At 36.9% G+C, this 19462-nt stretch carries 14 protein-coding genes, 1 pseudogene and 1 other annotated feature (1 of these 16 cut by a window edge); of the genes and pseudogenes, 11 read left to right on the top strand and 4 right to left on the bottom strand.

What is annotated here, in order from left to right; all coding sequences use genetic code 11:
• Nucleotides 1-75, top strand: a binding site (T-box leader); it begins 156 nt to the left of the window's first position.
• A gap of 57 nt (nt 76-132) precedes the next feature.
• Together DVW83_RS06880 and DVW83_RS06875 are read left to right on the top strand one after the other, a co-directional pair.
• Complete coding sequence (locus tag DVW83_RS06880; protein ID WP_123862309.1) at nt 133-1269, top strand: 5-methyltetrahydropteroyltriglutamate--homocysteine S-methyltransferase; 1137 nt, start codon at nt 133-135, stop codon at nt 1267-1269.
• Nucleotides 1270-1424: 155 nt separating this feature from the next.
• A complete protein-coding gene (locus DVW83_RS06875) occupies nt 1425-2420 on the top strand; it encodes a hypothetical protein (protein ID WP_104661095.1) in 996 nt (331 codons plus the stop codon).
• A gap of 409 nt (nt 2421-2829) precedes the next feature.
• Here the strand turns inward: DVW83_RS06875 and DVW83_RS06870 are convergent, their stop codons facing one another.
• Both DVW83_RS06870 and DVW83_RS06865 read right to left on the bottom strand, forming a co-directional pair.
• Entirely contained in the window at nt 2830-4443 is a 1614-nt protein-coding gene (locus DVW83_RS06870; protein ID WP_104661094.1) for an FAD-dependent oxidoreductase, read from the bottom strand.
• Between the two features lie 359 nt (nt 4444-4802).
• Complete coding sequence (locus tag DVW83_RS06865) at nt 4803-6740, bottom strand: ABC-F family ATP-binding cassette domain-containing protein (protein ID WP_104661448.1); 1938 nt, start codon at nt 6738-6740, stop codon at nt 4803-4805.
• Nucleotides 6741-6962: 222 nt separating this feature from the next.
• Between DVW83_RS06865 and DVW83_RS06860 the strand changes: the two genes are divergently transcribed.
• The 4 genes and pseudogenes from DVW83_RS06860 (at nt 6963) to DVW83_RS16110 (ending at nt 9714) form a co-directional block, all read left to right on the top strand.
• The gene (locus tag DVW83_RS06860; RefSeq protein WP_005878084.1) at nt 6963-7619 is read left to right on the top strand and encodes a redox-sensing transcriptional repressor Rex; all 657 of its coding nucleotides are present in this window, start codon (nt 6963-6965) and stop codon (nt 7617-7619) included.
• A 206-nt stretch (nt 7620-7825) separates the two neighbouring features.
• Nucleotides 7826-8941 carry a DNA polymerase IV gene (dinB, locus tag DVW83_RS06855; protein ID WP_104661449.1) on the top strand — a complete coding sequence of 372 codons (1116 nt, stop codon included), beginning with the start codon at nt 7826-7828 and terminating at the stop codon, nt 8939-8941.
• Nucleotides 8942-9129: 188 nt separating this feature from the next.
• Nucleotides 9130-9201: pseudogene (locus DVW83_RS16115) on the top strand (hypothetical protein); the annotation flags it as partial.
• Nucleotides 9202-9627: 426 nt separating this feature from the next.
• Nucleotides 9628-9714, top strand: coding sequence for a putative holin-like toxin (locus tag DVW83_RS16110; protein WP_219842350.1), 87 nt, complete (start codon nt 9628-9630; stop codon nt 9712-9714).
• 312 nt (nt 9715-10026) lie between these two features.
• Here the strand turns inward: DVW83_RS16110 and nrdG are convergent, their stop codons facing one another.
• Together nrdG and nrdD are read right to left on the bottom strand one after the other, a co-directional pair.
• Nucleotides 10027-10629: an anaerobic ribonucleoside-triphosphate reductase activating protein gene (nrdG, locus tag DVW83_RS06850; protein ID WP_104661450.1), complete on the bottom strand. Its 603-nt coding sequence runs from the start codon at nt 10627-10629 to the stop codon at nt 10027-10029.
• A gap of 322 nt (nt 10630-10951) precedes the next feature.
• Nucleotides 10952-13141 (bottom strand): anaerobic ribonucleoside-triphosphate reductase, encoded by a 2190-nt coding sequence (gene nrdD / locus DVW83_RS06845; protein ID WP_104661451.1) that lies wholly within the window; start codon nt 13139-13141, stop codon nt 10952-10954.
• A gap of 322 nt (nt 13142-13463) precedes the next feature.
• On the opposite strand from nrdD, the gene DVW83_RS06840 reads away from it, so the two are divergent.
• The 5 genes from DVW83_RS06840 to dltB all read left to right on the top strand — a co-directional run bounded on the left by DVW83_RS06840 (nt 13464) and on the right by dltB (nt 19445).
• Nucleotides 13464-14231, top strand: a complete 768-nt coding sequence (locus tag DVW83_RS06840) for an ABC transporter ATP-binding protein (protein ID WP_005878090.1) — start codon at nt 13464-13466, stop codon at nt 14229-14231.
• Nucleotides 14221-16281, top strand: a complete 2061-nt coding sequence (locus tag DVW83_RS06835) for an FtsX-like permease family protein (RefSeq protein WP_104661452.1) — start codon at nt 14221-14223, stop codon at nt 16279-16281. The genes DVW83_RS06840 and DVW83_RS06835 overlap by 11 nt, the downstream gene beginning before the upstream one ends.
• Nucleotides 16282-16565: 284 nt before the next feature.
• Entirely contained in the window at nt 16566-16715 is a 150-nt protein-coding gene (locus DVW83_RS06830) for a teichoic acid D-Ala incorporation-associated protein DltX (protein ID WP_104661453.1), read from the top strand.
• Between the two features lie 10 nt (nt 16716-16725).
• On the top strand, nt 16726-18243 hold the full coding sequence (dltA, locus tag DVW83_RS06825) for a D-alanine--poly(phosphoribitol) ligase subunit DltA (protein ID WP_104661454.1): 1518 nt from the start codon (nt 16726-16728) through the stop codon (nt 18241-18243).
• Nucleotides 18240-19445 carry a D-alanyl-lipoteichoic acid biosynthesis protein DltB gene (gene dltB / locus DVW83_RS06820; protein ID WP_137239169.1) on the top strand — a complete coding sequence of 402 codons (1206 nt, stop codon included), beginning with the start codon at nt 18240-18242 and terminating at the stop codon, nt 19443-19445. Before dltA ends, dltB begins: the two co-directional genes overlap by 4 nt.
• Nucleotides 19446-19462: the final 17 nt, after the last annotated feature.

Raw genomic sequence — 19462 nt, 5'->3', positions numbered from 1 at the left:
GATCAAATCGTCAGACGAAGGGAAAGAAAAATCTTTCTAAAAAAAGGTGGTACCACGAGCATAATCGTCCTTTTACTAGTATGTATTGCTAGTAAAGGGGCTTTTTTTATAAAATTCAAAGGAGTGTCGGATATGAATCAAACAATTCCATTTACAGTCGATCACGTAGGTAGTTTTCTACGTCCTAAATCAATCAAAGAAGCAAGACAAAGAGTGAAGGAAGGAACAACTACCAAAGAAGAACTTCGTGAAATCGAAAATGAAGAAATAAAAAAATTAGTAGCGAGCCAAAAGGCAGTTGGAGTAAAGGGAATCACTGATGGAGAGTTTCGTCGAGGGTTTTGGCATATTGATTTTCTAGAAGGCTTGAATGGTATCGAAGGCTATGTACCAGAAACAGGCTATAACCAAAAATTCCACGGGAAAGCAGCACCTTCATATAACATCCGTGTAGTAGATAAAATCTCTTTTGATTCGAACCATCCTTTCTTAGATGATTTTACCTTTTTAAAAGAAGTTGTAGAAACAGATGGTACATCTGTAGCAAAAGCAACGATTCCTAGTCCAACAATGATTTTACGCCAAGAACTTTTATCAAATGATGGTACTTCTAAAATCAAAGAAGTCTATCCCGACTTAACCGAATTTTACACTGATTTATCTAAGACTTATCAGGATGCTGTCCAAGCATTTTATGATAGAGGCTGTCGCTATTTGCAATTTGATGACACGAATTGGGCCTTTTTAGCGGATAAAACAAAGCGTGAATCCCTTGAAGTAAAAGGGATCGATCCTGAGAAAGTTGCTGAAATCTGTACAATGATTATCAATGGTGCATTGGCGGATAGACCAGAAGATTTGACAGTGACAACACATATTTGTCGAGGAAATCATGCTTCATCATGGCTTTTTTCTGGTGGCTATGAGCCGATTGCTAAAAATTTGTTTGCGACAAATTATGATGGTTTCTTTTTGGAATATGATTCTGATCGAGCAGGGGACTTTTCTCCAATGCGCTATTGGACGAATAAGAAGAGCAAAGTTGTACTAGGATTGGTAACGTCTAAATTTCCAGAACTAGAAGAGCCAAATGAAATTAAGAAACGTATTGAAGAGGCACAACAGTATGTGCCGTTAGAGAATTTAAGTATTAGCCCGCAATGTGGCTTTGCGTCGACAGAAGAAGGAAATCGGTTAACGGAAGAAGAACAGTGGAAAAAAATCAAATTATTACAAAAAGTTGCAACTGAAGTTTGGCACGACAAGTAATAATTCAAGTGTTAGAAGAAGGAGAGTACAATGGTTATCTATTGTACTCTCCTATTTTCATGTTGTTTTTCATTTTATGATGGTCAGTAAGGATAAATCGACCTATACAAAAGTAAGATGGTTCGTATAATTTATGTATCTTATTGAAGTTAGGAGTGATACGTATCGGAGTCAAAGAATGGTTTAGAAAAAAAATAGGCAGTCAGTTAGACAGTAAGAGGCCATCCTTACAGAATAATACCAAGAGTGGACAGTTAAAGGACGAGGAACTCACTAAAAAAATTGAAAAATTGAAACAAAACTATTTTGCAAGTCCCAATGATCCTGTTATATATTTTTCTCCAGCGCAGACGAGAGAGCGTCTAAAACAAACGAGCGAATATGCCATTCATTTAGGGGAAGATTTTTCTAAATCTGAGCCAGAAGAATTTCGTAAGAAAATGAAGGAATATCGCTATGGTATGCTTTCATTGGCTGAATATCAATACTACTGGATCACTATTGAAAAAGAGGCTATCAAGAAAATTGGAAACAAGGAGATCATCGAAGCATTAGAGCAAACACTAACGATCAGAGAAAGAATTTTCCAGATGTGTATGGCGAATGAAATTGCAAACCCATTATTAAATGAGAAAGCATTTGATGAAGTCATTGGACGAATTGCTTATCGACACTATCAAATAGATACAGCTATCTTGAGAGATGAAAAAAATGTTGTAAAATTCGCTAACAAGCATGAGACAGCAGAAAAATGGGAGACTTGTTCAGATGGGATTCCAGATGAAACTCCCACAGGAAAGACTGAAAATAACCAGCGAGTATCAGGGAATACAGGGATTTTAAAGATGGGTAAGATGACTATAAATTTTGCGAATATGTATGAAACGTTGGAGAAAGGGGAAACTTATCCCGAGACCCTACAAGTGGGCTCTTCATCAGTGAAAGAAAATCAACCAGCGCCACAAATTATCACAGCTAGATTGAAAAGCAAGATACCACAAAATGATTTGAAAGAAATACATAAAAAAGATGCTGAAGAGAGACAAGAGAAAAAAATCATTCAGCTTATACAAAATAAAGCAAAAAACGAAACAAAAGTGCGCCAAAAGAACATCCAGAAAGCAAGAAAATGGTATGTTTTTTCTCGCTGATGATAAAGAGAGGCAAATGAATCAACGAAATGTTTTTTTCACTATCGAAGTATGATCGTTGAAACCAATTTTAAGATTGATTTGTAAGGAGACGAGAAGCACTTTATGCTAGGTGTAACGTTTCTTGGTACAACAACATACGGTGAATTGGCTATAAATAACCCCTTAGTCAAAAAACTAGCTTTTTGATCAAGGGGATTATATAAAGAACGTTACATAATTTTTTTTATCGGTGTTTATATTTTCTTAAGTTTTATGCCAAGAAAAAGGCAAATATTCATTGATAATTCTTCACTTTTTTTCTATATTCTATGGACATACCAACAAGTAACCCTATAAAGCTTTTTCATTTTTACTCCTCAAGTAAAAATAAACTCCTAGGTCGCGGCTATCCCACCGCGGCTCTTTTTTATTCCTCAATCAAGACAGCATGGATACCGAAGCCAGCTAAGATTCTGGCAGAAGTATAGGTATTCAATCCTTTGCGGAACGTGATGTAAACTGGTCGGTCTTTAGGAATCTCAGCAATCCGATCACGTAGTTCGTTCATGGGGATGTTTTTAGTAGCAGGAATACTTCCAGAAGGAGCTTTGTTGGGTTCACGAATATCTAAGAAGAAAGCATGAGCCAAATCTTCTTCTGAAATATCTTCTACCTTGATCGTGTCAATGACATTCGTCAATTGATTGATGGCCACATAACCAGCAATGTTTAGTGGATCTCTAGTTGTTGAATATGGGGGTGAGTAGGGTAGTTCTAGATCAGGTAGATCAAAGACTGTTAGGTTACCGGTAATTGCGACCGATAATTCTCCCATTCGTTTATCAACGCCTTTTTCACCAACCGCTTGTCCGCCAAGTATTCTTCCGGAATCAGCATCAAAAATGATTTTTAGATTAAGGCGAGTCGCTCCAGGATAAAAATAGGCATGATCAAAAGGGGTAATAAAAATTGATTTATAGTTAGTGATTCCCGCATTTTTTAAGGCATGTTCAGTCATTCCTGTATAGCTTGCGGTATAATCAAAAATTTTTGCAACCCCTGCGCCAACATAGCCGCGATAACGCATTGGTGTACCGTTCAAGATATCAGCTAATAAATGTCCTTGGCGGTTTGCAGCACTGGAGAGCATGCTTGCTATTGGCTGACCAGTCACAACACTTGTTGTTTCGATGATGTCGCCAATCGCATAAATATCAGAAATATTGGTTTCCAATTGATCGTTCACAATAATCTGTCCTGTATCAGATAACGAAATACCAGCAGTTTTGATTACTTCGTTATTTGGTGTCACACCGACTGCAAATACGATCATATCCGTTTCCAATGTTGAACCGTCAGAAAGTAATACTTCTTGGCCATTTCGGCGGATCTCTTTGATTTCAGTATTTAACTGAACTTTCAAGTTATTTTCCACCAACTTGTCATAAATCAAATCAGCAATTTCTTCATCATAGGGATAGGCTACTTGAGGTAAATGATCAACCAATGTTACGTCCATTCCTAAATGATGGAAATTTTCTGCTAATTCTAGTCCCATGACGCCAGCACCTAGAACCAAAACATTTTTAGGGTCATGTGTTTGGATAAATGTTTTGATGCGGTCAGCATCTGTGACACTTCGTAACACAAAACTATTTGTTGCCTCTGCCACACCTGTGATATCAGGAAAATAGGGACGAGCACCTGCAGAAATGATCAATTTATCATAATTAGTCACAGACTCTTGATCCGTTTGCAAATCTTTTACGGTTAATTGTTTCTTTTCAGGATCGATTTCGGTTATTTCATGTTCTGTCAAAACGTCGATATTATTCTTGACCTTTAAGATTTCTGGAGTACGTTCGATCAATGTATCGCGGTTTTCAATGATATTTCCCAGATAATAGGGTAATGCACAACTTGCATAGGAAATATGTTTTCCCCGTTCATAGATTACGATCTTATGTTCTTCATTTAAGCGGCGTAAACGAGTAGCAAAAGAAGGTCCGCCGGCCACTCCGCCAATTACTACAAATTTCATCAACATCCTCTCCTTTTCTATACTGATAGTACTATTTTATAAGTGAAACAGCAAAAAATTGTGCCGGATACACTTAGTAGTAACTTATTATGTTAAAAAGAGAGAAAATAAAAAGTAAGAAAGTCATTATTGTTCTTCTCTAAAGGTGAAATGAGAGCAAAACGAAAAAAGAAAAAACAAAAAAGGGCGTGGGACAAAAGTAAGAAACACTTTTGTCTCATTCTTTAAAAACGAATAAACGGTGGGAGCAGAAGCAACTCCTTCTTAAATAAGTCAAAATTAACAAAAATTTGAAAAGCAATTTTCGTTGATTTCTTCTTATTTCTCGGAGTTAAACACTTCTGTCCCAGCCTCTTCGGTCACTCATTTTCATATTCTTCCAGTTCGATGCTTAGATCTTCCCATTCTGAAAGTTTTGCTTCTTGTGTTTTTCTTGCTTCTTCTAATGCCTGGTTCAATTCATTCAATCGTACATGATCGTCCAAATTTTCCGGTAAAATCATTTGTTTTTCGAGATCAGCTAGTTCCTCATCTAATTTAGTCAACTGTTCTTCTACCTGAGTGACTTTCCGTTGCAAGCTACGAATCAGTTTTTGCTGTTCTTTGCTTTGGAAATAATTTTTTTTGTTTGAATTGACCTCTACGGCTGCTGGTGTTTTTTCTGCTAATAATTCCGAAATTTCTTCTTCCTCTTGTTTCTTTTCTAAGTAATAATCATAATCACCCAAATACATTTTACTGCCATTCTCAGAAAGTTCGATGACCTTTGTGGCGATACGATTAATGAAATAGCGGTCATGTGAAACGAATAATAGTGTGCCATCATAATCGATCAGTGCATTTTCCAGAACTTCTTTGTTATCGATATCTAAATGGTTGGTTGGTTCATCTAGGATCAAAAAGTTTTCTTGATTCATGGCTAGTTTTGCTAATGCTACTCTGGCTTTTTCTCCACCACTTAAAAGAGGGATTGTTTTTTCGACATCTTCCCCAGAGAACAAGAATGCGCCTAATACACTACGGATCTCTTTTTCTGGAGTTGTTGGATGTTCATCCCATAACTCAGCGAGGATCGTTTTATTGGTATGAAGTTCCGCTTGTCCTTGGTCATAGTAACCGATCGTGACATTTGTTCCTAAATGTTCTTTTCCTCGGATAAATGGTAGTTGATGGATGATCGATTTTAACAACGTTGATTTCCCGACTCCATTCGGTCCGACTAACGCAATCGCTTCTTGACGACGAATATCTAAATTGATTGGTTCAGACAAGATTTCGCCATCGTAACCGATTGCGGCATCTTCAACTTGTAAAACAACATTTCCAGAAGGCTTAGCGGCACTAAAAAGAAAATGTGCTTGTTTTTCGTCTCCTTGTGGGCGATCCAAGCGATCCATCTTTTCTAATACTTTTCTACGACTTTGCGCACGTTTAGTGGTAGAAGCACGGACTAAGTTACGTGCAACAAAGTCTTCGAGTTTTTGGATCTCGGTTTGTTGTTTCTCATAAGCTTTCCATTCCGTAGCTAGTTGTTCTGCTTTTACATCAAGGTATTTGGAATAATTCCCTTTATAATGCCGCATTTTTTTGCGACTTAGTTCATAGACTTCTGTGACGACTTTATCCAAGAAATAGCGGTCATGGGAAACAATTAGCAGTGCCCCGGTATAACTTTGCAAATAACTTTCCAACCAAGAAAGTGTTTCAATATCTAAATGGTTGGTCGGTTCATCCAGAATCAAAATATCTGGGTGTTGTAATAGCATTCTGGCTAATGCAAGCCGAGTACGTTGACCACCTGATAAGGCATCGATTGTTTGATCATAAAAGGAAGGATCAAATTTAAAGCCGTGTAAGACTGAGCGTATCTCGTTTTCATAACCATACCCATTTTTATTCGAAAAGTTATGCTGTAATTTGTCATACTCTTTCAAAAATGATTCGTAAGCAGGGGTATCAGGCGTACCTTCGCTGATGAAAAGTTCTAGTTCATGCATTCTGTTTTCCATTTTACGAACACTATCGAAGGCTTTTAGCATCTCATTCCAGACAGTTTCTGTGGAATCTAAGCCGGTATCTTGAGCAAGATAGCCTAGAGTAGCAACTTTATTTTTAGCAATTGTTCCTTCATCTGGGCTTTCTATACCAGCAAGGATTTTTAACAAGGTCGATTTTCCAGCACCATTTCTACCAACTAAGGCAATTCTAGCGTTTGTGCTGATTTCAAGATGGATATTTTCAAATAAAATCTCTGCACCAAAATGGCGAGCAATCTGATTGGCTTGTAATAGTATCATGGAATCCTCTTTTCTACTTTGTGAATTCACTAAGAATGAAATCTCGTTTTCATCTAGTAGTCTACCATAAATTCTTTTATACTGCGAGGTTCCAAGAAATGATAAGAAAATGAACAAAGAATAAAATTTCACAATATGTAAGCAATGGAATTGATTTTTTCCTATATATACTGCTATGATGGATAAATCAAAGTAAACTTAAAAAATAGTGGGGGTAATTAAGTGAAAGATCATATCATCCCAAAGGCAACAGCTAAGCGCTTGCCTTTGTATTACCGGTATTTAAGAATTCTAAATAACGCTGGTAAGAAAAAAGTGTCATCAACTGAATTAAGCGAGGCCGTACAAGTCGACAGCGCAACGATTCGTCGTGACTTTTCCTATTTTGGGGAATTGGGAAAACGCGGGTATGGCTACGATGTTGAAGATTTAATGCATTTCTTTGCAAAGACCTTAAATGACGATCAGTTAACGAATGTTGCATTGATCGGGGTCGGTAACTTAGGAAGTGCACTTTTGAAATATAAATTCCATCAAAGTAATAGTATCCGTGTGAGCTGTGCTTTTGACGTCAATGAAGACATCGTTGGACGAATCGTAGATGGCATCCCAGTTTATCCAATGGAAGATATGTCAGAACAAATCAAGATCCAACAAATAGAAGTAGCTATCTTGACGATTCCCGCTGAAAGAGCTCAAGATGTGGTCAATCGTTTAACGGAGGCTGGAATCAAAGGGATTTTGAACTTTACATCAGCACGGTTGAATGCACCAACTGATGTTTTGATTCAAAACGTTGATCTGACAAATGAATTGCAAACATTGATCTATTTTCTCCATTCGGATGCTTCTTTACATGGGACAGAAGAGAGCGAGTAACCGTTTTTGTTGCATGAAAAATCAATGATGATATTAATAAGAAAGAAGTTTTTGAAACAGACAATGTTTCAAAAATCTCTTTCTTATTTTTATGAAGTTGGTAAGACAGGTATAATATATTATGAAATAAGTAGAGTACTTTAGAACATTTCTTTTTCTTGTAACCGAACAAAAGTTCTTATATACTATTCATAGGGGTGAGAGCGATGGAATTACAATTTCCTTTACATAATGATACATCAAGAAAAATCATTCATATCGACATGGATGCTTTTTTTGCCTCCGTCGAAGAACGTGACCATCCTGAGTTTCGCGGACATCCCTTAGTAATTGCTCGACACCCTAGTGATACAGGAGGAAGAGGGGTGGTGACAACGGCAAACTATGAGGCGAGAAAGTATGGCATCCATTCAGCGATGAGTGCACAAAAAGCATATGAATTATGCCCACAAGCAATTTTTAAACCAGGCGATCATCATAAATACAGTGAAATCTCTAAGATCGTACGTGAAATCTTCTATCGTTACACAGATGTAGTGGAGCCAGTCAGTATCGATGAAGCATACTTAGATGTAACGAATAACAAAGTCAACTGTAAATCTGCAATCAAAATTGCTCGTTTGATTCAAAAAGATATTTGGGAAGCTGTCCATCTCACTTGTTCTGCTGGGGTAAGCTATAATAAATTTTTAGCAAAATTAGCCTCTGATTTTCAAAAACCAAGAGGCATTACAGTAGTTGCACCACAAGATGCTGTTTTATTTTTAAAAGCATTACCAATTGAAAAGTTTCATGGTGTGGGAAAAAAAACTGTACCAAAAATGCATGAATTAGGTATTTTTACGGGAGCAGATCTTTATGAATGTACAGAAATGATGTTGATCAGAAACTTTGGTAAGATGGGATATTCACTTTATCGAAAGGTTAGGGGAATCCATGATTCTCCTGTCAATGTGACAAGAGAGAGAAAATCAGTCGGGAAAGAGCATACGTATGGGCAGCCTTTACAGACAGAAGAAGCAGTTTTAGCTCAACTTCGACAATTATCTGAGAACGTGGAGGAAGCGTTGAAACGGGTTCAAAAGCATGGAAAAACAGTTGTTTTAAAAGTACGCTATACGGATTACTCTACTACTACGAAACGAGTAACATTGCCTGAATATATTTACAAGAAAGAAGCACTTTTTTACCAAGCTAGTCTCATCTGGGAAGAAATTCTTGGTGTAGAGAAGGGGATTCGTTTATTAGGGATCACCTTGACTAATTTAGATCCGATGACTTATGAAAACATTGTCTTACCATTATGGGAGACAAAGGAATAAACAAAAGCATTTTTTTCTGGTTATGACTTAAGCTAGGTGAAAATTGAAATGGCTTCAAGGAATTAGGATATGATATACTTCAAAGGTAGAAAAGTGAAAAGATGGTGGCTAATCTCTTGAAAAAGGGGTGATGCCTATGGTTCATCGCTTTATCCCTAGAAGGGAGTAAGTAAGCGTCAACTTTTGAAGCAATTCAACTGATGATCGCGTTTGCGACATTGGTCTTGCTGATTATTGACTCTAAAGACCAAAAAAAGTAACCATCTAATCCACTTTGGCGAGTAATTAGATAGTTACAATATCAAACTAATAAAAGCTACCGTCTTTTTAACGGTTCTGCATTGGGGCTATGTTCACGCATAGCTCCTTTTCTTTATATTAGCTGATATTATTCATTAGTGCAAGTGTAGTATCCATATGAACAGAATATTTCGTGCGGTTGAAGGTATAAAAATTGTTGCTAGGTGATGTTTGAACAGGGGTTCTTATGCTGTTAAGGCTATCTTTACAGTTTTAATTCAATTTTTCTTCTGGTTGTAACTTAAGCTAAGTAGAATTTGAATGGCTTTTGAAAATTAGGATATGATATACTTCAAAGGTAGAAAAGTGAAAAGATGGTGGCTAATCTCTTGAAAAAGGGGTGATGCCTATGGTTCATCGCTTTATCCCTAGAAGGGAGTAAGTAAGTGTCAACTTTTGAAGCAATTCAACTGATGATCGCGTTTGCGACATTGGTCTTGCTGATTATTGACTCTAGAGACCAAAAAAAGTAACCATCTAACACTTTGACAGGTCATAGATGGTTAAATCCATATTATAAAAGTTACCGTCTTTTTAACGGTTCTGCATCGGGGCTATGTTCACGCATAGCTCCTTTATCGTCTTAAGTATAGCAAAATAATTTTAAATCTGCAAATACTGAAGAATCTTGACGTCTTTTTCGATTGCATAGCGTACCACTTTATACTCACTATAGATATAATAATACAACAAGTTAAGGAAGCCTTTCCATTTAAGGTCTGTAACTAGATGCTTTTAGACACAGAAAAACCATTCGTGTGAACGAATGGCTACAATTGATAAGGCTAAATCAAGTCTTGCTTTTTGATTTGTTCGTAGGTTTCAGTTGCATCAGTACATTTTTCCCAAATAACTACCTGATTCTCAGCTAAAGAGCGTTGAACATCGATGATGCGTTGGTTACTGCTTCCACGAAATTGTAATTTTAAATCTCGTTTGCTAATCTCAAAACGACCATCCACTAAAATATCGATTTTTGACAAGAGCTCCAACTTGTCATCTGAATCTTGCAATAGTTCATCAAAAGTATAGCCAGTCCATGACCAGATATCTTTTGTGTGGCCAAATTCCTGACGGATACGATCAACGACTTGCAGGCAGACATCCGTGTTTAAAAATGGTTCGCCACCTAATAAGGTCAGTCCTTGAACATAATCATGACGTAAATCATCCATGATTTGCTCTTCAAGTTCTTTAGTGAAGGGAGTGCCATAGTGGAAATTTTGGGCGGCTTTATTGAAGCAACCTTCACAAGCAAATAAACATCCACTAACATAAAGGCTATTTCTTACGCCCTCACCATCCACAAAATTAAATGGTTTGTAATCTGCAATATAGTTCTGGCTGTAATCTTGTGCCAGCCATTCTTTAGGTTTAGGATTTCGCATATAAAAACTTCTTTCTAATATAAGGTTATGAAAGCCCCGCTTTGCACCATTCGTAAATGGACCGAGAAGTGTGTTGCTCAAGTTATCGGAAACAACGGGTTGACGAGAGTCGTACGCATACAATAAGTAAGGCGAGGTTTGGGCAGAAGGTTTTACCCTGAGAAAGTAAGAAGAGATTCACGAAAATTTTTTTAAAACTTTTTATGCATTTCAGCTTCTTTGCCAAAGGCGTTGTTTCTGCACTCACCGTTTATTCATTTTTAGAGCGTGAGACAAAATTATTTCTTTTGGCTCACGCTCTTTCTTTACAAATATATACTGCTTATTTCATATGCTTTACGCGAGAAGAAATTTCCTTATGACGTCCATGAACCATTGGACGTGCTTGAGGATTTCCTAAATAACCACATGTTCTTTTTACAACATCACATGTTTTAGGATCGTGATTCCCACACTCAGGACATTCAAAGCCGCGTTCTGTTGGTTTAAAGTCACCTTCGAAACCACAGTTGTAACAATGATCGATTGGTGTATTTGTTCCTAGATAGCCGATTTTGTCATAAGCATAGTCCCAGACAGCTTCCAAGGCTTTAGGATTTTGTTGAAGCATTGGATATTCGCAATAATGGATGAAGCCACCTGAACAATATTGAGGATAATCTTTTTCAAAATCAAGTTTTTCAAAAGGTGTTGGATTCTTTCTAACGTCATAATGGAAACTATTTGTGTAATATTCTTTGTCAGTAATATTTTCGACCAAACCGAATTTTTCTGTATCTAAACGGCAGAAGCGGTCAGTCAAACTTTCACTTGGAGTAGAATAGACACTAAAATGATAACCGTATTCATCGCCCCATGCATCAGCTTTTGCTTTCAATTCTTTGACGATGTCAAGAGTGAAGTTTTTTGCTTCTGGGTTTGTTTCCCATTCACCACCATAGAATGCAGAGGCAACTTCGTACAATCCGATATAGCCTAATGAAACAGTAGCACGACGATTTTTGAATAACTCATCAACTGCATCTGTTCTTGAAAGGCGTTTGCCAAAGGCTCCATACATGTAAAGGATAGGGGCGTTTGCAGGGATTGCTTCTTTACAACGATCTACGCGGTAAACTAAGGCATCTTTCATAATTGCTAAACGATCGGCCAAAATCTGCCAGAACTTTTCTTGATCTCCTTTTGCTTCCATTGCAATACGAGGTAAGTTTAAAGTAACCACTCCTAAATTCATTCTTCCTACATTGACTTCCTGACCATTTTCATCTTTCCATCCTTGTAAAAATGAGCGACAACCCATTGGTACTTTGAAGCTACCAGTTAATTCAACGATTTTATCGTAGTTCAAAATATCAGGATACATCCGTTTTGTCGCACATTCTAATGCTAACTGTTTGATGTCATAATTAGGATCAGTTGGATTTAGATTGATGCCATCTTTTAAAGTAAAAATCAATTTAGGGAAGATTGCTGTTCGTTTTTCGCTACCTAATCCATTGATTCTAATTTGTAAGATTGCTTTTTGGATTTCTCGTTCAAACCAATTTTTACCTAAACCAAAACCAAGAGAAGTAAATGGTGTTTGACCATTTGATGTAAACAGTGTATTGATTTCATATTCCAAGCTTTGCATTGCATCAAAAATGTCTTTTTTGGTTTTTGCTTTTGCGTATTCTTTTTGACGTTCGGGTGATTCGATCCATTCTTCGGCGTCTTTTAAATGTTTGCTGTAATTTAGTTCAGCGAATGGAGCAAGCAATTCATCTGTTCGGTCAGCAGAACAACCACCGTATTGGCTAGAAGCAACATTTGCAATGATTTGTGAAATTTGTGCTGTAGCAGTTTGAATCGATTTTGGTGATTCTACTTCGGCATTACCGATCTTGAATCCATTGTTCAACATCCCTTTAAAGTCGATCAAGCAACAGTTTGTCATAGGCGTATATGGATGATAATCTAAATCGTGGTAATGGATATCTCCTTTTTGATGCGCATTTGCAATGTGAGGAGGTAACATTTTTAGCCCAATTGATTTTCCTACGATCCCTGCCGTTAGATCACGTTGCGTATTGAATACGTTACTATCTTTATTGGCATTTTCATTGACCACAGTTTGGTCTTTATTGATCAATTTTTCGATTGAGAAGTTGATATCAGTAGCTTTGCTTCTTGCAAAGTCACGTTTTGTACGATAATTTATATATTCTTCAGCTAACTCATATTCGTTCTTTTCTAATAAGATATGTTCAACGATATTTTGAATTTCATATATTTTAACATTGTCAGTGAAGCGATTTTTGATTTCTTGAACAACAAGATCAACGATTGTTTGGATTTTTTCATAGGTCAGTGGAGATAAGGAGCCGTGAATTTTCTTTTCTGCTTTGATTAAAGCTTCATTGATTTTTTTGTCATCGAAATCCACACGTCGGCCATCTCGCTTGATAATCGTGATATTCATGGACTCGGTGGTACCCAGATTTGTGTTTTTCTCTTTGTATTCTACGTTCATATTCTTCAACTCCTGCTAAATTCTTCTTGTCTATCATAAAACAAAATTCAGCTGTGAGCAACTAAATACTTGCTATATATAGTATGCAAATGGTTGTATAATTGGATGTCTATACTATATATTGTGTATATTTCTTTGTGAAAAGAAGTGAAAACGTAAAGTTATAGCATTTTAAAATCAAAGATCAGCATGCAGTGAATAAAATAAATGAATAAAAAAATTTTAAATTTTTGTTTTATGCGTATGAAGTGACAAAAACTAAAGAGAAAAAAAACTGAGGGTGTGCTACTATGCAAGTAAGACAAGTGCAGGGGGAAAAACAATGGATAAGATGATCGAAGTTAGACATTTAAGTAAAAGTTATGGAAATAAACTTTCATCTGTAAAAGTTCTTGATAATATCTCCTTTTCAGTTGAAGAAGGGGAATTTGTCGGTATCATGGGACCAAGTGGTGCAGGCAAAACAACTCTATTGAATATTTTAGCGACTATCAGTTTGCCAACGATGGGAAGTGTTAAGATACAAGGAAATGAGATCACTAAAATGAAAAGTAATGAATTAAGTGATTTTCGCCGAAAAAAATTAGGCTTCATTTTCCAAGAATTCAATCTTGTGGATACTCTGAATGCAAAGGACAATATTTTACTTCCTTTAGCTGTGGAACGGATATCGAAAGTAGAAATGGAACGTAGGGTCTTGCATGCAGCACAGCTATTAAATATTGAAGAGATCCTGAAACGTTATCCTGATGAATTGTCGGTTGGCCAGCGTCAAAGAATTGCTGCTGCAAGGGCACTTGTCGTTCATCCTCAGGTTATTTTTGCCGATGAACCAACAGGATCACTAGATTCTAAGTCAGCCACTGAGCTATTGAACTATCTTAATACGATCAATCAAGTCGAAAAATCAACGATTCTATTAGTGACGCATGACCCATACACCGCAAGCTATTGTAACCGAATTTTGTTTATCAAAGATGGAGTTATTTTCTCAGAAGTTGTTCGCAGAGGTTCAAGAAATGAATTTTTTGAACGTGTCATTGATATGCAAGCAACGATTGGAGGGGGTGGCAAGGTAAATGCTTTATAAGTTGGCTGCTAAAAGCTTTATGCGACAGTCACGAGGATATCTGGTTTATTTTTTTAGTCTAGTATTAGCAACGATGATTTACTATTCTTTTAGCGCGATGACTTATGATAAATCGTTGATTAGACGGACAAGTCAAGATTTTTCAATTGATGCTTTTTTTAATATTGGAAGCTGGATCATCATCATTGTTTTGTTCTTTTTTGTCATTAGTGCCAACCGTTTTTTTCTCAATCGAAGGCAAAAAGAATTTGGCATCTATCAATTATTTGGTATCAAGAAGCGCCAGGTTGCAGTTATCTATGTTCTAGAAACAATGACAATGGGGTTATTTGCTTGTATAGCAGGTATTGGTTTAGGTATCATTTTTTCTAAATTATTCTCTATGATCTTGATACGAATGATGAAAATGACGATCAAAAGTCTCTTTTTTGTTTCATTTCCATCAATCGTTGAAACTGTTCTGATCTTTTTGTTACTGTTATCGTCCGTTTCACTCTATTCCTTATGGAAAATATGGCGTTACCCTCGTTTCCGCTCATTCGGTAAAAAAGAGCACACAGAGAGTTCAAAATTACGAATCCGTACACGGCATCGGCTGTTGGGCTTTCTTGGTCTATTGCTTATTTCTAGTGGCTATTTCTTTGCAGTCCATTATCGAGAGTTTATTACCAAAAATTTAGCCGCAACGGGAACTTTACATTTTGCGATTTTTTTGACACTTTTGATTATTGCTTTTTGCGTGGTGGGCACCTATCTTTTTTTCTGTTATTCTTTTCGCCTGATCTTGAATTTATTCAACCGCTCGGCTGTCAAATATAAAGGAATCAACTTTTTGCTGATTGGAAATACGCAGATACATTTGCAAAAAAGTTGGCGGATCAATTCATTGATTACATTGGTTATAGCTATTTCATTATCAATGATTGGCGCGATCATGAGTATTTCCACGATCACTGCACGAACGGTCGATATTGCAAATCCAGTTTCTTATCAATTAGAGCCTGAGCTGGCGGAAAAACTCCGACCGATATTATCTGATGGAAAGCAAAAGATCACAGATGAAATCACTTTGAACTATAAAGTGATCGGGGGCATCAATAATATTGATGATTTAGGTAAAGGTGAGGGGTCAAAGGTATTTGAATTAGTGAATTTGATTTCAGAAAAAGAGTATAATGCCTTTCGCAGAATCAATCCTAAAATGCCTAAGGTTACATTGACTTCTGATGAGAGCACTGTCTTACTAGATAGTACGCTTGATTTGTTTAAAAACTTTTCACTGTATGGTTCCACGATCTATCTCCCTGAGGTGAAGCTAGACATACAGGCAAAAATGGTCAATTTCTTAGGTGATAGTGATGTGAATTATTTAGGCCCCACCTTAGTCGTGAGTGACAAGGTATTTACAGAAGCAAAAGGGGTCCATTATCAGCTCCTTAATTGGAATGTTCAAGGTGGAGATAATGAGCAAATCACAGAACGATTGACGAAAGAAGTTACTACTACGTGGGACAAAACCGTTTACTACGATTATGATATAAAAGGAGACCAATTAGTCGGTCACATTGAGTCAAAGAAAATCTCTGAAAATATGGATAAAAATAAAGAAAATAATTATTTTTCGGAAGATAGCCGTCTGAATTTTGTGGCACGCTATCCTGCCGTACGTTGGGAAGATCGAATTATCGGGATCATCACGTTTTTGGCTATTTTTCTCGGAATGATCGTGATCGTGGCAACCGGCAGTATGCTGATGGTGCGATTATTAGCTGAAGCAGAAGAAGAGAAAAGTAATTACCAGTTGTTGACGAAAATTGGAATTGCCCAAAAAAGAACAAATCGAATGATTTTTGAGCAAAATGCCATCATGTTTTTCCCACCAATGATTTTGGGAATCATGCACACGATATTTGCTGTCAATGTGTTTTCTCAGTTTATAGCGACCGCTAGTTACTGGTTGCCATATCTCATCTGTGGTTTTCTGATCATCATTTATCTACTATTTTATTACATTACGAGTCGACTATATTGTCGAATCATTGAAGAATAACAAGTAGAAGCTGATATTTCAGTTAAATAAAAAAACAAGTAACCACGAAAATCATGTCCATGATTCGTGGTTGCTTGTTTTTTTGTGAGTGGCTGAAGCAAGTTTGATGAATAGGAAAGGCTGATAGTTTCATTAGATTGATTATTTTTTAATCGTGTATCTAACTTGTGACAAAACTGTTAGTGAGAAAACGCTTTCTGTTAGCAGAACAAATGTTGCTTTTTTCCAAAAGTGGTTAAACTTGTTTTGAGGTTTTAATTGGAGGGAAACAGGAGGGATTTCAAATGAAGAAATGGCGGAGTAATCCTCGGTTCAGGTATTGGGGTATCTTTGTTCTGCGAACACTTTTTTATAGCGCGATACTCTTTGTATTGATTTACTTATACCATTATAAAAATATTCAAGGTGGATCGTTTATTTATAACGAATTTTAGGAGGAAGATGATGAAAAGTAAAACGGTTGTTGAATCCATCGATTGGTTTGGACGTGAAGAACCCAATCGAGTCGCATATCAATCTGATGTCGCAAGATATACTTTTGGTGAATTAAAGAAAAAATCAGATGCATTAGCAAATTATTTAGTGAAGAATGTAGTTGGCAATGATCCAATCGTTGTATTTGGAAATTTAGAGTTCGAGATGATTGTTTCATTTATCGGTGCTGTGAAAGCCGGACACGCATATCTTCCTATAGAAGAGCACACGCCGAAAGAACGCATAGAAACGATTCTTCGGGTGGCTCAGCCTTCTATGGTCATCAGTATTGGGGATTGGAAAATCGATTCTACAGATATCCCTGTTATTTCTAAAACTGAACTGGATTCAATCACTAAAGAAGATGTGACTATTGAACCAAGCTTGATGGTAAAAGGGGATGAAACTTTCTACATTATTTTCACCTCTGGAACGACCGGTGAACCTAAAGGGGTACAAATAAGCCAAGATAATTTATATAGTTTTGTTCAATGGACGTTAGACGATTTTCAAATCAGTGAAGGAATGCGTTTTTTAGCACAGGCACCTTTTTCATTTGATTTATCAGTTTTTTCAATCTATCCCGCACTTGTTTCAGGTGGGGCGTTGAAGCCGCTAGAAAAAGCAGTCATTCAAGATTTCAAGCAATTATTTTCAACTTTAGCTCATTTAGCTATCGATGTGTGGGTCTCAACTCCTTCGTTCATTGATATTTGTTTGATGGAACCAACTTTCGATGAGCAGCATGTACCAGATTTATCGGTTTTCTTATTCTGTGGAGAAGAATTAACCAAAAAAACGGCACAAGAATTACTCACTCGATTTCCTCATGCGTATATCTACAATACGTATGGCCCAACGGAAGCTACTGTAGCCATCTCAGGTGTGCAGATCACTCAAGAGGTACTAGATCAATATGAACGATTGCCAATAGGGTACATCAAATCGGACACTCGCGTTCTGATTGCTAGTGAAGGAGAATACGTTTCTGATGATCAAACGGGTGAGATCATTATTTCAGGACCCAGTGTCTCAAAAGGATATCTAAATAATCCGAAAAAAACAGAAGCCGCTTTTTTCAACTATGACGGTCAACCAAGCTATCACACAGGGGATGCGGGAAGATTGACAAAGGAAGGTCTACTCTTTTATGAAGGACGAATTGATCAACAGGTCAAGCTCCACGGTTATCGGATCGAATTAGGTGATATCGAGCATTACCTATTAAAGGATCAACGTGTCAAACAAGCAGTTGTCGTCCCTAAATATCAAGGAACAAAAGTACAGCAACTTGTTGCATTTGTGGTATTGGAAAAAACAGCAGGGCAACCAAACTTTCAATTAACAAAAGCAATCAAAGCGGAGTTAGCAAAAACACTGATGGATTATATGATTCCCCAAAGAATGAATTATGTTGATCTGTTGCCGCAAACAGTCAATGGGAAAATCGATCGAAAAAGGCTGATTGCTGAGGTGAATCCGCAATGAATTTTCCACATATGATCCCGTATGCTGAACCGTATTATTTCTTATTTTTAGTCATTGGACTAATACCTATTGTTTTATCATTGCTGATTCGTGGTAAACGTTTATCCATTTATCAAACACTTATTACGCTGGTTTTTCTATTTATCAGTTTCGGTGGTGTTTATTGGCAACAAGGTGTGGCACTGATTGCTTATGTCATCTGGCAAACATTGCTTGTTTGGGCATATTTTTCTTATCGTCAAAGAAAGAATCAAGGTGGCTGGTTTTATCTAGCCGTATTACTGGCTATTTTTCCTTTGTTTTTGACAAAAGTTACGCCATTTGTTGAACATGGTAAGTCATCATTATTTGCTTTTTTAGGGATTTCTTACCTGACATTCAAATCTGTACAAATGATCATGGAAATGAGAGATGGAGCAATCAAAAGCTATCACCCTTTACGCTATATCCAGTTTCTCCTCTTTTTTCCAACGATTTCTTCTGGACCAATCGATCGTTACAGAAGATTCGAAAAAGATCAATTGGAGCCACCTGTACCAGATAAATATGTCGATATGTTGGGAAAAGGTGTTCAAAATATTTTTGTAGGTTTCTTATATAAATTTATTATCGGACACTATTTTGGACAAGTACTTTTACCAATTGTATCAAAAGCAGCATTGCATGATGGTGGCATTTCGTGGGCACTTGTAGGCTATACTTATGTATACAGTATGTATCTGTTCTTTGACTTTGCCGGTTATAGTTTGTTTGCTGTCGGTACAAGTTACTTAATGGGTTATGACACACCGATAAACTTCAACAAGCCATTTTTATCTTGGAACATCAAAGAATTTTGGAATCGTTGGCATATGACGTTATCATTCTGGTTTAGAGACTACGTCTACATGCGATTGATGTTTTTCTTAATGAAGAAAAAATGGTTCAAAAGTAGAATCGTCACGTCGAATATCGGCTACTTTGGCCTGTTTTTATTGATGGGAGTCTGGCATGGATTGACGTGGTACTATATTGTCTATGGCATATACCATGCAGGGCTGATTTGTGTAACAGATGCCTGGTTGAGGTTCAAGAAAAAACATAAACAAAAGATACCGTCAAATCGATTTACTCATGCATTCGCAGTCTTTATGACTTTCCAAGCTGTCTGCTTTAGCTTTTTGATTTTTTCAGGTTTCTTGGATCAGCTTTTCTTTAGATAACAGTAAAGTGAAATGAT

Origin of the sequence: Enterococcus sp. VV15, assembly GCF_005236045.1 — a bacterium.
Classification (GTDB): domain Bacteria; phylum Bacillota; class Bacilli; order Lactobacillales; family Enterococcaceae; genus Enterococcus_B; species Enterococcus_B durans.
The sequence above is the reverse complement of the archived record's forward strand: the minus strand, read 5'-3'. Positions and strand labels throughout refer to the sequence as shown.

Coding starts and splice junctions, on each gene's coding strand:
- nrdG (WP_104661450.1), bottom strand. CDS start 10,629: ATGCGAAATCCTAAACCTAAAGAATGGCTGGCACAAGATTACAGCCAG.
- dinB (WP_104661449.1), top strand. CDS start 7,826: ATGGAATTACAATTTCCTTTACATAATGATACATCAAGAAAAATCATT.
- DVW83_RS06865 (WP_104661448.1), bottom strand. CDS start 6,740: ATGATACTATTACAAGCCAATCAGATTGCTCGCCATTTTGGTGCAGAG.
- dltB (WP_137239169.1), top strand. CDS start 18,240: ATGAATTTTCCACATATGATCCCGTATGCTGAACCGTATTATTTCTTA.
- DVW83_RS06880 (WP_123862309.1), top strand. CDS start 133: ATGAATCAAACAATTCCATTTACAGTCGATCACGTAGGTAGTTTTCTA.
- DVW83_RS06835 (WP_104661452.1), top strand. CDS start 14,221: ATGCTTTATAAGTTGGCTGCTAAAAGCTTTATGCGACAGTCACGAGGA.
- dltA (WP_104661454.1), top strand. CDS start 16,726: ATGAAAAGTAAAACGGTTGTTGAATCCATCGATTGGTTTGGACGTGAA.
- nrdD (WP_104661451.1), bottom strand. CDS start 13,141: ATGAACGTAGAATACAAAGAGAAAAACACAAATCTGGGTACCACCGAG.
- DVW83_RS06870 (WP_104661094.1), bottom strand. CDS start 4,443: ATGAAATTTGTAGTAATTGGCGGAGTGGCCGGCGGACCTTCTTTTGCT.
- DVW83_RS06840 (WP_005878090.1), top strand. CDS start 13,464: ATGGATAAGATGATCGAAGTTAGACATTTAAGTAAAAGTTATGGAAAT.
- DVW83_RS06830 (WP_104661453.1), top strand. CDS start 16,566: ATGAAGAAATGGCGGAGTAATCCTCGGTTCAGGTATTGGGGTATCTTT.